General features: G+C 67.5%; 16 protein-coding genes and 1 pseudogene. 12 read left to right on the top strand and 5 right to left on the bottom strand.

Features of this window, described 5'->3' with window-relative positions; all coding sequences use genetic code 11:
- Positions 1 to 52: 52 nt before the first annotated feature.
- Positions 53 to 478 (top strand): cell division protein FtsB, encoded by a 426-nt coding sequence (ftsB, locus tag GJG85_RS11195; RefSeq protein ID WP_011549473.1) that lies wholly within the window; start codon positions 53 to 55, stop codon positions 476 to 478.
- 89 nt (positions 479 to 567) lie between these two features.
- On the opposite strand, the gene GJG85_RS11190 is transcribed toward ftsB, so the two are convergent.
- The 3 genes from GJG85_RS11190 to GJG85_RS11180 form a co-directional block, all read right to left on the bottom strand.
- Positions 568 to 930 carry a hypothetical protein gene (locus GJG85_RS11190; RefSeq protein WP_089488589.1) on the bottom strand — a complete coding sequence of 121 codons (363 nt, stop codon included), beginning with the start codon at positions 928 to 930 and terminating at the stop codon, positions 568 to 570.
- A gap of 148 nt (positions 931 to 1078) precedes the next feature.
- A complete protein-coding gene (gene hslO / locus GJG85_RS11185; protein WP_050012991.1) occupies positions 1079 to 2029 on the bottom strand; it encodes an Hsp33 family molecular chaperone HslO in 951 nt (316 codons plus the stop codon).
- 25 nt (positions 2030 to 2054) lie between these two features.
- Positions 2055 to 2579 carry a gamma carbonic anhydrase family protein gene (locus GJG85_RS11180; protein ID WP_089488588.1) on the bottom strand — a complete coding sequence of 175 codons (525 nt, stop codon included), beginning with the start codon at positions 2577 to 2579 and terminating at the stop codon, positions 2055 to 2057.
- 142 nt (positions 2580 to 2721) lie between these two features.
- On the opposite strand from GJG85_RS11180, the gene GJG85_RS11175 reads away from it, so the two are divergent.
- The 11 genes from GJG85_RS11175 to GJG85_RS11125 all read left to right on the top strand — a co-directional run bounded on the left by GJG85_RS11175 (position 2722) and on the right by GJG85_RS11125 (position 12074).
- Entirely contained in the window at positions 2722 to 3582 is an 861-nt protein-coding gene (locus tag GJG85_RS11175; protein ID WP_050012989.1) for a ferritin-like domain-containing protein, read from the top strand.
- Positions 3583 to 3756: 174 nt separating this feature from the next.
- Positions 3757 to 4647 carry an alpha/beta fold hydrolase gene (locus GJG85_RS11170; protein ID WP_124680001.1) on the top strand — a complete coding sequence of 297 codons (891 nt, stop codon included), beginning with the start codon at positions 3757 to 3759 and terminating at the stop codon, positions 4645 to 4647.
- An 82-nt stretch (positions 4648 to 4729) separates the two neighbouring features.
- Positions 4730 to 5560, top strand: coding sequence for a 3',5'-nucleoside bisphosphate phosphatase (locus GJG85_RS11165; RefSeq protein ID WP_034178618.1), 831 nt, complete (start codon positions 4730 to 4732; stop codon positions 5558 to 5560).
- A 72-nt stretch (positions 5561 to 5632) separates the two neighbouring features.
- On the top strand, positions 5633 to 6265 hold the full coding sequence (locus GJG85_RS11160; RefSeq protein WP_050012987.1) for an L-threonylcarbamoyladenylate synthase: 633 nt from the start codon (positions 5633 to 5635) through the stop codon (positions 6263 to 6265).
- Positions 6266 to 6312: 47 nt separating this feature from the next.
- A complete protein-coding gene (locus GJG85_RS11155) occupies positions 6313 to 6975 on the top strand; it encodes a site-2 protease family protein (protein WP_011549479.1) in 663 nt (220 codons plus the stop codon).
- An 8-nt stretch (positions 6976 to 6983) separates the two neighbouring features.
- Entirely contained in the window at positions 6984 to 8186 is a 1203-nt protein-coding gene (locus GJG85_RS11150; protein WP_050012986.1) for a tryptophan--tRNA ligase, read from the top strand.
- Positions 8187 to 8194: 8 nt separating this feature from the next.
- Positions 8195 to 8797, top strand: a complete 603-nt coding sequence (locus GJG85_RS11145) for a class I SAM-dependent methyltransferase (protein ID WP_050012985.1) — start codon at positions 8195 to 8197, stop codon at positions 8795 to 8797.
- A gap of 46 nt (positions 8798 to 8843) precedes the next feature.
- A complete protein-coding gene (dapA, locus tag GJG85_RS11140) occupies positions 8844 to 9749 on the top strand; it encodes a 4-hydroxy-tetrahydrodipicolinate synthase (protein ID WP_050012984.1) in 906 nt (301 codons plus the stop codon).
- 111 nt (positions 9750 to 9860) lie between these two features.
- Positions 9861 to 11006, top strand: a complete 1146-nt coding sequence (bamC, locus tag GJG85_RS11135) for an outer membrane protein assembly factor BamC (RefSeq protein WP_204383314.1) — start codon at positions 9861 to 9863, stop codon at positions 11004 to 11006.
- A gap of 4 nt (positions 11007 to 11010) precedes the next feature.
- Positions 11011 to 11787, top strand: coding sequence for an MBL fold metallo-hydrolase (locus GJG85_RS11130; RefSeq protein WP_050012982.1), 777 nt, complete (start codon positions 11011 to 11013; stop codon positions 11785 to 11787).
- Between the two features lie 122 nt (positions 11788 to 11909).
- A complete protein-coding gene (locus GJG85_RS11125; RefSeq protein ID WP_162838119.1) occupies positions 11910 to 12074 on the top strand; it encodes a hypothetical protein in 165 nt (54 codons plus the stop codon).
- Positions 12075 to 12094: 20 nt separating this feature from the next.
- Here the strand turns inward: GJG85_RS11125 and GJG85_RS35290 are convergent.
- A pseudogene (locus GJG85_RS35290) lies at positions 12095 to 12341 on the bottom strand (hypothetical protein).
- A gap of 56 nt (positions 12342 to 12397) precedes the next feature.
- Positions 12398 to 13618, bottom strand: coding sequence for a cupin domain-containing protein (locus GJG85_RS11120; RefSeq protein ID WP_050012981.1), 1221 nt, complete (start codon positions 13616 to 13618; stop codon positions 12398 to 12400).
- Positions 13619 to 13621 lie beyond the last annotated feature (3 nt).

Below are 13621 nucleotides of genomic sequence, written 5' to 3'. Positions count from 1 at the left end.
GCCGCTCTGTGCCTGTGCGTGGAGCGGCGCTTCTTATATCTGCGTCTCTTACATGCGGCTTGTCACTGTCGTCCTGATTGCCTTGCTGGCGCTCATTCAGTACCCCCTATGGTGGGGACACGGCGGCTGGCTGCGGGTGCACGAATTGCGTCAGCAACTCGACGACCAGCTGCAGAAGAACGCGGACGAGAAGCTGCGCAACGAGCGCACCGCCGGCGAAGTGCAGGATCTGCAGAGCGGCACCGCGGCGATCGAGGAGCGTGCGCGCTACGAGATGGGCATGGTGAAGGATGGCGAAGTATTCGTGCAGTTCGTGTCGCCGAATGCACCTGCAGGACCGGTGAACACCACGCCGTCGAATACGTCGACGCGCGGCGCCGTGTCCGCGGCGCCGGTGCGGGTCGTGCCGAATCCGCAGTCGATCGCGAAGCCGTCGCGGCATCACGGCGGCGACAAGGGCAAGCCGGCGCATCACTGAGCGCGGTACGTCGAATCCATTGAAAAAGCGCGGGAAATGCCGCGCTTTTTTATTTCCTGCCGGTCGTCAATCGATCGGGCGACGCCCGTTCACCACCACCAGCCGGGGTAGCCGTAACCGACGCCCGTGCCCCAGCGATTGCCCCATCCGCCGTAGTAGCCGCCGTAGACCGTCACCGGCGGCGGCGAGTAATAGGCCCACGCGCGCGCGGCCGCTTCGGCCGCCATCGCGCTGTTCTGCTCGCGCAACACCTGCCGGTCGATCTCGTCGTAGCGCTTGCGTTCGGCGCTCGACAGCACGGGCGGCTGGCCGCCTGACGCACCCGGTTCCGGCAGGCGGCTCAGGATCGTGGCAGTCGGCGGCGGCATCGCGCAGCCGGCAAGCGCGAGCGTGCCGGCGGCCATGCTCGTCAGGACGACGGTGCGGACGGTGCAAAAGGGGCGGCGATTCATGTGTTTCTCCTGCGGCGCGCCGACCGTGGAAAGCGGCTGGCGCCGAAGGCCGTGCCTTCGGCGCTCGAACCGCGCGTGCGGCGCTCGTGCGTCATTATGCGCCCGCGCCGTGCCGCTGGTGGGCACGGGCATGCGGCTCACGCGCGACTCAGTGACGCTGGTCGGTCGCGGGTGCGATGCCGGTTTCGACACCGGGCGCCGCGAACAGTTGCGCGACGTCGACCGGATCGAATTCGTAGCGCTGGTTGCAGAACTCGCAGTGGATCTCGACGTGGCCACGCTCGACGATCACGCTGTCGACTTCCTCACGACCGAGCATGCGCAGCATCGCACCGACCTTCTCGCGCGAACACGAACACTGGAAGCGCGTGCCGGCCGGTTCGAAGTGCTGCACGTTTTCCTGCCAGAACAGCCGGCGGAACACCACTTCCGGTTCGACCTCGAGCAGCTCCTTCGCGGACAGCGTGGCGCCGAGCGTGCACACGCGCTCCCACGTGTCGATATCGGTTTCGGCGTTGCGCGGCACGATGCCGCCGTCGCCCGGCAGCTTCTGCAGCAGCATCCCGACCGCGCGGTCGCGATCGGCCGCGAGCCACAACCGGGTGTCGAGCTGCTCCGAATGATGCATGTAGTGCTCGAGCACCTGCGACACCGATTCGAGCGGGCCGTCGACGCCGTTCAGCGGCACGATGCCCTGGTACGGCTGCTGGCCCGGCAGCTTGTCGGCCGGGTCGAGCGTGATCACGCAGCGGCCGTGGCCGCTTGCGTTGACGAGCGACGCGAAGCGCGTGTCGTCGCCGATCGTCTGCGCGGCGTCGCCGGCAAACTTCGCGGTGGCCCGCATCGACAGGTCGGACCCGCACTGGACGACCAGCATCTGGACCGGCCCGTCGCCGAAGATCTGCATGATCAGGGTGCCGTGAAATTTCAGGTTCGCGGACAGCAGCGCGCACGCGGCCATCATCTCGCCGAGCACCGTGCGCACGGGGGCGGGGTAGTCGCGGCGGGCGAGTACTTCCTGCCACGTGTTGCGCAGCGAAACGATCTCGCCGCGCACGGGCGCCGCATTGAACATGAATTTCTGTAACTGGTCGCTCACTCTTCTTCCTTGAAATCCGTGCGGATCACCCGATCCGCACGAGTTGCTCCTTGAAATGCGCGCGTCGCTCGACATACGTCTTCGCGTTCGCGCGCAGCCGCGCGACGTCTTCGGCCGACAGCTCGCGCACGACTTTCGCCGGTGCGCCGAGAATCAGCGAGTTGTCCGGGAACGTCTTGCCTTCCGTCACGACCGCGCCGGCACCGACCAGACAGTTGCGGCCGATGATCGCTCCATTCAAGACCACCGCCTGAATTCCGATCAGCGAACCTTCGCCGATCGTGCAGCCGTGCAGCATCGCCTGGTGCCCGATCGTCACGTTGTCGGCGATCGTCAGCGGAAAGCCCGGGTCGGTATGCAGGACCGCGCCTTCCTGGACGTTGCTGCCGGCGCCGACCGTAATCGTCTCGTTGTCGCCGCGAATCGTCGCGCCAAACCACACGCTCGCGTTTTCCTCGAGCACGACCTTGCCGATGATGGCTGCCGTATCGGCGACGAATACGCTTTCGTGGATCGTCGGGGCCGTATCGCCCAGCTTGTAGATCGTCACGGGGTCTCCTTGTCTCTTCGATGATGGGCGCCGGTAGAATGGCGCGTCCGGTTTGCTCGGCGCCTGGCGCCGCGGAACAAACGCATATTGTAAACCGTCGCGTGCCTGTGCTCCCGCATGCGTACGCAAGGTGTCCCCGTTTATGAGCATCGTGTCTTCTTCTTTCGGCCCGGCGCCCGCCTGTGTGCGCAGCGTGGCGCTCGACGCGCTGCGTATTGCCGAGCCGGCGGCCAAGGCCGCGCAGGTGCGCGTGCTGCACGATGCGCTGCGGGCCGGGCAGGCCGCGATCGCGCCGGCGCTTGAACTGCGCGAACCGGCCGGTCTGCCCGGGCGCCCGGCACGGCCGCCGCTCGTCGAGCCGCGCGAACTGCAGCGGCGCAGCATGCGGTCGCCGGAAGGGCGTGCCGTGCTGTTGCACGCGCTTGCCCATATCGAATTCAATGCGATCAACCTGGCGCTTGACGCGGTCTGGCGCTTCGCGGGCCTGCCGGACGCGTTCTACGCGGACTGGCTGAAGGTCGCGGCCGAGGAGGCCTATCACTTCACGCTGCTGTCCGACCGGCTCGCCGACGGATTCGGGCATGCGTACGGCGACTTTCCTGCGCACAACGGGCTGTGGGAGATGTGCGAGCGGACCAGGGACGACGTGCTCGCGCGCATGGCGCTCGTGCCGCGGACGCTCGAGGCCCGCGGGCTCGACGCGTCGCCGCCGATCCGCGCGCGGCTCGTGCAGGCGGGCGACGATGCGTCGGCCGCGATCCTCGACGTGATCCTGCGCGACGAAATCGGCCATGTCGCGATCGGCAACCGCTGGTTCCGTCATCTGTGCGACGCGGCCGGGCGCGATCCGGTGCCGACCTATCGGCAGCTCGCCGAGCAGTACCACGCACCGCGACTGCGCGGCCCGTTCAATTTCGATGCGCGGCGCGATGCCGGCTTCGACCAGGCCGAACTCGACGAACTGGCCGCGCAGGACGCGGCGGACGGACGCCCCGCGCATTAGCCGGATCGCGTTCGGCCGCGTCCGGACGGCCGCCGGCCGGCTCGCGCACCGGATCGATGCCATCTGCCGGCCGGCGCCGGAACGACCTCCCCGCTAGAGCGGTACCTCGATCGCGGGCCGCCGGAGCCGGGGCGCCGCTATAATCGAACGACCATTCTTTTTTGAGCGGCTGCAATGACTGCCTCGAGTTCTGTTTCCGATTTCGTCACGGTGCGCGGCGTCCAGCTGCATGTGCGGCGCTGGGGCCGGCCCGATGCGCCGACGCTGTTCATGCTGCACGGCTGGATGGACGTCGCGGCGTCGTTCCAGTTCGTCGTCGATGCGCTCGCGGGCGACTGGCAGGTGATCGCGCCCGATGCGCGCGGCTTCGGGCTGTCCGACTGGCCGGTCGCGCGGCAGGGCGGCGGCCACTATTGGTTCCACGAATACCTGGCTGATCTCGATGCGCTCGTCGACCGCTATGCGCCGACCGGCGAGGTGAATCTGGTCGGACACAGCATGGGCGCGAACGTCGTGTGCCTGTATGCCGGCGCGCGGCCGGAGCGCGTGCGGCGGGTGGTCGATCTCGAAGGGTTCGGGCTCGCGCCGGCCCGCGCCGAACAGGCGCCGCGCCGGCTGCGCGGCTGGCTCGACGAGTTGCGCCAGCCGCCCGCGCTGCGGCCGTACGCATCCCTCGACGACGTGGCGGCGCGCCTGATCAAGACCAATCCGCGGCTCGACCCGCGCCGCGCCGCGTTTCTCGCCGCGCACTGGTCGAAACGCGGCGACGACGGCCTCTACCACCTGCTGGCCGACGCGGCGCACAAGATGCCCGGCCCGCTGCTGTACCGGCTCGACGAAGTGATGGCGACCTGGAAACAGGTGCGCGCGAAGGTGCTGCACGTCGAGGCCGTCAATTCGCCGACGCTCGCTTACATCGCCGGCGACATCCCGCTGCCCGAATTCAAGGCGCGTTTCAACGCATTCCCGGACTGGCGCGAGAAGCTCATCGAGGATGCCGGGCACATGGTGCACCACGACCAGCCCGAGCAGATCGCGGCGCTGATCGAGGCGTTCTGCGCATAGGCGCGTGGCGCGGGCGGCACGGCGGCCGGGCGGCGCAATTGCGGCGTTGCAGTAGAATGAGGCCTTACCTGCGATGCCGATAATGAACGCCGATCTCCACTGCCATTCCAATGTTTCCGACGGGTTGCTGTCGCCTGCCGACGTCGCGCGCCGCGCGCATGCGGGCGGCGTGACCCTGTGGGCGCTGACCGATCACGACGAGATCGGCGGCCAGGCGGCGGCGCGCAGCGAGGCGGAAGCGCTCGGCATGCGCTACCTGAGCGGCGTCGAGATTTCGGTCACGTGGGCATCGCGCACCGTGCACATCGTCGGTCTGCACATCGATCCCGCCCATCCGGCGCTGGTCGACGGCCTGTACCGCACGCGCCACGGCCGCGCGGCGCGCGCGCTGGCGATCGCCGAGCAACTCGCGACGCTCGGCATTCCCGGCGCGTACGAAGGCGCGCTGAAATACGTGTCGAATCCCGACCTGATCTCGCGCACGCACTTCGCGCGCTTTCTCGTCGAAAACGGCCACGCCGAATCGACGTCGGACGTGTTCGATCGCCTGCTCGGCGACGGCAAGCCCGGCTTCGTCCCGCATCGCTGGGCGTCGCTGTCCGACGCGGTCGGCTGGATCCGCGCGGCGGGCGGCGAAGCGGTGGTCGCGCATCCGGGCCGCTATCGCTATACGCCGGTCGAATTCGACGCGTTCTTCGGCGAGTTCATCGATCTCGGTGGCCGCGCGATCGAGGTCATCACGGGCAGCCACACGCCCGACCAGTACCGCGAATACGCGGACGTTGCACGCCGCTTCGGCTTCGAAGTGTCGCGCGGCTCGGATTTCCATGCGCCGGGCGAGGGCCGCATCGAGCTCGGCAGCCTGCCGCCGTTGCCGCCCGACCTGACACCGGTCTGGGAGCGCTGGCTCTGACGCCGGGCGGCTTCGGGCCGCCCGCGTTGCCGCCGATGCGTGCATCCGACTTCTCCCTCTTTACGTGTCCCCATGTCCCAGTTCTTCAGGATTCATCCGGATAATCCGCAGCCGCGCCTGATCAAGCAGGCGGTGGAGATCGTCAACAAGGGCGGCGTGATCGCGATGCCGACCGATTCGAGCTATGCGCTCGCGTGCCATCTCGACGACAAGGATGCGGTCGAGCGCGTGCGCCGGATTCGCGGCCTCGACGAGAAGCAGCACCTGTCGCTGCTCGTGCGCGACCTGTCGGAGCTCGCCAACTTCGCGATGGTCGACAACCGCCAGTACCGGCAGATCAAGTCGGTGACGCCGGGCCCGTACGTGTTCATCCTGCAGGCGACGAAGGAAGTGCCGCGCCGGCTGTCGCACCCGTCGCGCAAGACGATCGGGCTGCGCGTGCCCGATCATGCGATCACGCTCGCGCTGCTGGAGTCGCTCGGCCAGCCGCTGCTCGGCACGACGCTGATCCTGCCGCCGGACGACGAACCGCTGAACGATCCGGAGGAAATCCGCACGCGCCTCGAGAAACAGGTCGACCTCGTGATCGACGGCGGCGCGTGCCCGCGCGAACCGTCGACGGTGATCGACCTGACCGGCGACGCGCCCGAACTCATCCGCGCGGGGCGCGGCGCGCTCGAACCGTTCGGCCTCTCGGCCGCATGAGCGCGCCGTTCATTTTTGCGCGAGTGCGCTTGTTACAATAACGCGATATGGATGCTTCCCTGATACAGACCATCGCCGTCTACGCGTTGCCCGTGATCTTCGCGATCACGCTGCACGAGGCCGCGCATGGCTACGCTGCACGCCTGCTCGGCGACAACACCGCGTACGCGATGGGGCGCGTGTCGTTCAATCCGATGCGCCACATCGACCCGCTCGGCACGATTGCCATTCCGCTCGCGATGTACTTCCTGACCGGCGGCGCGTTCCTGTTCGGCTATGCGAAGCCGGTGCCGGTATCGTTCGGCAACCTGCGCAATCCGCGCTGGGGCAGCCTGTGGGTCGCGCTCGCGGGCCCGGCCTGCAACTTCGTGCAGGCGCTCGTCTGGGGCCTGCTGACGCTCGTGCTGCCGGCCGTCGGCGTCGACGAGCCGTTCTTCACGCGGATGGCGTTCGCCGGCGTCAGCGCGAACCTCGTGCTCGGCGTGCTGAACCTGTTTCCGCTGCCGCCGCTCGACGGCGGCCGCATCCTGGCGGCGCTGCTGCCGACCAGGCAATCGATCGCGCTGTCGCGCATCGAGCCGTACGGTTTCATCATCGTCCTCGTGCTCGTCACGACGGGCGTGCTGACGAACTTCTGGCTGCGTCCGCTCGTCAATGTCGGCTACGCCGTCCTGAGCGCCATCCTGTCCCCCTTCGCCTCGCTTTTCTAACGACAATCATGTTCCCAGAACGTATTTTCTCCGGCATGCGACCCACCGGGTCGCTGCACCTCGGTCATTACCACGGCGTGCTGAAAAACTGGGTGAAGCTGCAGTCCGAGTACCCGTGCTTCTTCTGCGTCGTCGACTGGCATGCGCTGACGACGCACTACGAGACGCCCGAGGTCATCGAGAAGAACGTGTGGGACGTGCTGATCGACTGGCTCGCGTCCGGCATCGATCCCGCGCAGGCGACACTGTTCATCCAGAGCAAGGTGCCCGAGCATGCGGAACTCGCGCTGCTGCTCGGCATGAGCACGCCGCTCGGCTGGCTCGAACGCGTGCCCACCTACAAGGAGCAGATGGAGAAGCTGAAGGACAAGGATCTGTCCACCTACGGCTTCCTCGGCTACCCGGTGCTGATGGCGGCCGACATCCTGCTGTATCGCGGCTCGCTCGTGCCGGTCGGCGAGGACCAGGTGCCGCACGTCGAGATGACGCGCGAGATCGCGCGCCGCTTCAACTACCTGTACGGCCGCGAGCCCGGTTTCGAGGAGAAGGCGCTCGACGCCGCGAAGAAGCTCGGCGGCAAGCGCGCGAAGCTCTATCACGAGCTGCGCAACGCGTATCAGCAGGAAGGCGACGACGAGGCGCTCGAACAGGCGCGCGCGATGCTGCAGGAATCGCAAAGCCTGTCGATGAGCGACCGCGAGCGCCTGTTCGGCTATCTCGAAGGCGCGCGCAAGATCATCCTGGTCGAGCCGCAGGCGCTGCTGACCGAAGCGTCGCGGATGCCGGGCCTCGACGGGCAGAAGATGTCCAAGTCGTACGGCAACACGATCGGCCTGCGTGAAGACGCCGACACGATCACGAAGAAGGTCCGCACGATGCCGACCGATCCGGCCCGCGTGCGCCGCACCGATCCGGGCGATCCCGACAAGTGCCCGGTGTGGCAGCTTCACCAGGTCTACACGGACGAAGCGACGCACGAGTGGGTGCAGAAGGGCTGCCGTTCGGCGGGTATCGGCTGCCTCGACTGCAAGCAGCCGGTCGTCGAAGGCATCCTGCGCGAACAGCAGCCGATGCTCGAGCGCGCGCAGAAGTACATGGACGATCCGTCGCTGCTGCGTGCGATCGTCGCGGACGGTTGCGACAAGGCGCGCAAGTACGCGACGGAAACGATGCGCGACGTGCGCGACGCAATGGGCCTGTCGTACAACTGATCCGGCGCATGAGCGAATCCGTCATCGCCGCTGCGGGCGGCCACGTCGGCCAGGCCGAGCCGTCGCGCTGGGTCGCGCAATGGGCGCGGCTCGTGCCGGCCGGCGGCGCGGTGCTCGACGTCGCCGCGGGCGGCGGCCGCCATGCGCGCGGGTTCGCGTCGCGCGGGCATCCGGTCGTCGCGCTCGATCGCGATCCGGCCGCGCTGGCCGCATTGCGCGCGATTCCGGGTGTCGATGCCCGAGCGGCCGATCTCGAGGGCGCGCCGTGGCCGCTGCCGGCCGGCGAGCAGTACGCGGCCGTGATCGTCACGAACTACCTGCATCGTCCGCTCTGGCCCCATCTGCTCGATGCGGTGGCGCCGGGCGGCGTGCTGATCTACGAAACCTTCGCGCAAGGAAACGAAACGGTCGGAAAACCGTCCAACCCCGCGTTCCTGCTCGCCCCGGGCGAGTTGCTGGACGCCGTGCACGGCCGCCTGCGGGTGGTCGCGTACGAGGACGGTTTCATCGCCGCGCCGCGCGAGGCATTCGTCCAGCGTCTTAGCGCAGTGCGCGAGGGCGCGACCCCGAAGGCGGGGGCGGGAATTCCACGTTACGAACTGCCCGGCTAATCCGCTACAATCTCAATGTTTACCGGTACATACTCAATCGCGTTTCATGGCTAACGGCACCCAAGACGGCATTCAAATCCGCGGCAGCATCCCCGCGATCGTCACCCCGATGCTCGAAGACGGCAGTCTCGATCTGCCGGCGTTTCGCAAACTGGTCGACTGGCACATCGCGGAAGGCACCGATGCGCTGGTCGTCGTCGGTACGAGCGGCGAGTCGGCAACGCTCAGCGTCGAAGAGCACATCCTGATGATCCGCACGGCGGTCGAGCATGCGGCGAAACGCATCCCGATCATCGCGGGCGCCGGCGGCAATTCGACCGCCGAGGCGATCGAGCTGACGAAGCACGCGAAGGCCGTCGGCGCGGACGCGACGCTGCAGGTCGTGCCGTACTACAACAAGCCGACGCAGGAAGGCATGTACCGCCACTTCCGGACGATCGCCGAAGCGGTCGACCTGCCGGTGATCCTGTACAACGTGCCGGGCCGCACGGTCGCGGACATGGCGCACGAGACGACGCTGCGCCTCGCGCAGGTGCCGGGCATCATCGGCGTGAAGGAAGCGACCGGCAACATCGATCGCGCCGCGCACCTGATCAAGGCCGCGCCGAAGCATTTCGCGATCTACAGCGGCGACGATCCGACCGCGATCGCGCTGATGCTGCTCGGCGGCCACGGCAACATCTCGGTGACCGCGAACGTCGCGCCGCGCGCGATGAGCGAGCTGTGCCGCGCGGCGCTGGCCGGCGACGTCGCAACGGCGCGCGAACTGCACATGAAGCTGCTGTCGCTGCACAAGAATCTGTTCATCGAAGCGAACCCGATCCCGGTGAAGTGGGCGCTGCAGGCGATGGGCAAGATGCAGGGCGGGATCCGGCTGCCGCTCACGGCGCTCGACGAGCGCTGCCACGATGCCGTGCGTTCGGCCCTCGTCGAGGCCGGCGTTCTCGCCTGATGCCGACGCGGCCGCGTCCTGCGGCCGCCGGCTCGACCCCTGATCAACCCGCACCGGCCGGCTCCGTCCGGCGCCGCTCCTGACGAGCGTTCTAGCAAGACGAAGGATTTCATGAAACGTTTCGCCATTTCCTCTCGCGCCATCCAGTTGTCGGTGGTGGCGCTGGCGCTGGGCGCGCTCGCTGGCTGCGATACGCTGAACGACTACCTGGCCCCCGACCGGGTCAACTACAAGAACACCGGCTCGGCGCCGCCGCTCGTGGTGCCGAGCGACCTGAAGCCGGTGCAGACGACGCAGCAGTTCGTCGCGCCACCGACCAACGCAGGACTCGGCACGCTGCCGCCGCGGGCCACGACGCAAGCGGGCAACGCGACCGACGGCATCCCGAGCGCGCAGGATCCGCTCGGCATGCACATCGAGCGCGACGGCGATCGCCGCTGGCTCGTCGTCGACGGCCGCACGCCCGAGCAGCTGTGGCCGATCCTGAAGGAGTTCTGGCAGGAGAACGGCTTCTCGCTGAAGACCGATGCGCCGTCGACGGGCATCATGGCCACCGACTGGGCCGAGAACCGCGCGAACATTCCGGACGACTGGTTCCGCCGCACGATCGGCCGGGTCATCGATTTCGCGTACTCGTCGGGCACGCGCGACCGCTTCCGCACGCTCGTGAACCGGACGTCGGACGGCAACACCGACATCTCGATCACGCATAGCGCGATGGAAGAAATGATGGTCGGCCCGCAGGGCGGCACGTCGTCGCGCTGGGAGGAGCGTCCGCGCAACCCGGTGCTCGAAGCCGTGTTCCTGTCGAAGCTGATGCAGAAGTTCGGCCTGACCGACGCGCAGGCGAAGCAGTTGCTGACCGATGCGCGCCCGGCGACGGCGCCGGCGCAGGTCAGCGACACGAGCGGCGGCGCGGCGACGCTGCAACTGGCCGAGTCGTTCGATCGCGCGTGGCTGCGCGTGGGCCTGGCGCTCGACCGGACCAACTTCACGGTCGACAATCGCGACCGCGAGAAGGGCGTCTATACCGTGCGCTATGCGAATTCGATGGAAGAGCTCAAGCGTGACGGCCTGTTCGGCAAGCTGTTCTACGGCGGCCCGTCGGCAGCCAAGCCCGGCAAGGAATACCTGATCAACGTGCGCGCGGCAGGCGCCAGCGGCACGCAGGTGGCGGTGATCGGCGCGAACGGCCAAGTCGACAACTCGTCGGACGCGCAGCGGATCATTTCGCTGCTGCACGCGCAGCTGAACTGAGCGCGTGCGATTCGCCAGCCTCGGAAGCGGCAGCGAAGGCAACGCGCTGGTCGTCGAGGCCTCGAGCGGCACGACGACCACCCGCGTGCTGCTCGACTGCGGCTTTTCCGCCAAGGAGGTCGAGCGCCGGCTCGGCCGACTGAATCTCTGCATCGCCGATCTCGATGCGATCCTCATTACCCACGAACACAGCGACCACGTCGGCAGTGCGCTGACGCTCGCGCGCCGCGCGTCGCTGCCGCTCTACATGAGCTGGGGCACCGCGCGCGCGGTGGGCGCGGACGAGGCCGATGTCGATCTCCACGTGCTGTGGGGCGACGAGACGGCCGCGATACGCGATCTGGCCGTGATGCCCTATACGGTCCCGCACGATGCGCGGGAACCGCTCCAGTTCGTGTTCATGGACGGAAACCGCCGGCTCGGCGTGCTGACGGACGTCGGGATGGCTACGCCGCACATCACGGCCGTCCTGAGCGGCTGTGACGCGCTGGTGCTTGAATCCAACCACGATACCGCGATGCTGGCCGCGAGCCGCTATCCGCAGTCGCTGAAGGCGCGGATCGGCGGCAACCACGGCCACCTGAGCAACGACGCGGCGGCCGACATCCTCGCGTCGCTCGAACGCAGCCGTCTCCAGCATCTGGTCGCGGCCCATCTGAGCCAGCAGAACAACCTGCCGGAACTGGCCCGCCAGGCGTTTGGCGGCGTACTCGGGACGGACGGGGAGGACGTGGTCGTGGCCTCGCAGGACGCGGGCTTCGACTGGCTGATGCTCGGATGAGCGGGGCAGGGCCGCTGCGGCGGCCCGAAGCGGCTGCCGGGCGCTCGATTCGAAAGCGGCAGACGTAAAAAAACCGGCCCTCGGGCCGGTTTTTTTTCAGCTGATGCTGAAGGCTTACTGGCTTGCGCCCGAAGCCGGAGCAGCCGTCGCTGCCGAAGCAGCCGACGCCACTGCAGCAGCAGCGTCGCTCGCAGCAGCCGAAGCCGACGAAGCAGCAGCCGAAGCGTCGCTCGCAGCACCAGCAACTGCCGAAGCAGCCGACGAAGCAGCAGCCGATGCGTCGCTAGCAGCCGACGAAGCAGCTTGATCAGCGCTCTTGTTGCAAGCAGCCAGTGCAACAGCAGCCAACAGGGAAGCTACGAGGAGGGATTTCTTCATGATCACGTCCTTTTATGGTTAAAGGTAAGCAACAGCGCGAAACAATACCGGTAATGTGCTCCAACACCGACCTGGGCCGCTGGTGGAGATGCACTTCTTAGAGCGTGAATCTTCCCTACGGCTTGGGCGGAAATTATATGCACTTTCCTATCGACCGTCGACAAATGCGGGGTCAATACGTTGTCTTTCCCATACAGAATTTGATCTGCATGGGCATACGGGGCGACTCACACTAATTCCGGCTTCCGACCCGTATCCAGCCCGCACGATACCACTCGTGCAACAAGGCTGTCATCGAGGGACCCCGGGATAGTGTTACAAACCGTTTCGCCTCCATCTGGCGTTGATTGGCCAGTTCGGGCAGCCATTCCTCGGCTTGCTCGAGCGGACCTTCCTCGCCATTAATGAAGTACGAGCGCGCGTTATACATCAATGCGGCCCTTCTGTCGAGACGCACGCCACGGCGTGATGCCTGCGTAACGAACGCGGCCTCGGACAGCGGACGCTCGGGCGGGTCGAAAACGACGTTCGATTTGGGCTCGCTCAGGTAGCAGCCGAGGAATTCGGCGACGTCGCGCTTGCGCCAGCGGATCGCGTCGACGATCTCGGCGACACGGTCGACCATCGCCGGCGGCAACTGCGCGGGCGCGTCGACGGCCGGCTGCTTCGGATCGCGGTAGAGGTCGTCGCCGCCCGCGTCGCGCAGGCCGCCGCGCTCCGCGAGGTAATACAGGAACTGGGCGCCCAGCTCGCCGGCGGACGGGGCCCGAAAGCCGATCGAGCAGGTCATGCACTCGCCTTCGGCGACGCCGTCGTGCGCGATGTGCGGCGGCAGGTACAGCATATCGCCGGGTTCCAGCACCCATTCGTCGCTCGGCTCGAAGTTCTCGAGGATCTTCAGCGGCACGTCCGGCTGCAGCGACAGGTCCTTCTGCGCGCCGACCCGCCAGCGGCGCCGGCCTTCGACCTGCAGCAGGAAGACGTCGTACGAATCGAAGTGCGGGCCGACGCCGCCGCCGTCCGTCGCATACGAGATCATCAGGTCGTCCAGCCGCGCGTCGGGGATGAAGCGGAAGCGGTCGAGCAGCGCACGGGCCGCGTCGACGTGCAGGTCGAGCCCCTGCACGAGCAAGGTCCAGGATTTGCGCGTGACGGCAGGCAGCGAGTCGGGCTCGAACGGACCGTGCGACAGTTGCCACTTGTTACGAAAATGGGTGATCAATCGCGATTCGGCGTCATAGTCGGCGGCGAGTTCGAACAATGCATCGCGCGTGACCGGCGACGCGACGCCGGGGATCGCCTGGCGGATCAGCAGCGGCTTCTTTTGCCAGTAGCCGCGCATGAATTGCGCCGGCGTCAGGCCGCCGAGCAGCGGCGTGGGAAGATCGGAAGGCGGCGCGCCGAGCGGGGCGGCAGCGGCATCCCGCGGTTCGGCTTGAGACCGGTTGCGCATCGT

It is taken from the genome of Burkholderia sp. MS389, assembly GCF_016899425.1.
In the GTDB taxonomy this organism is placed as follows: domain Bacteria; phylum Pseudomonadota; class Gammaproteobacteria; order Burkholderiales; family Burkholderiaceae; genus Burkholderia; species Burkholderia sola.
Note: the sequence above shows the minus strand (reverse complement) of the source record. Positions and strands in the feature narration are given on the sequence as shown.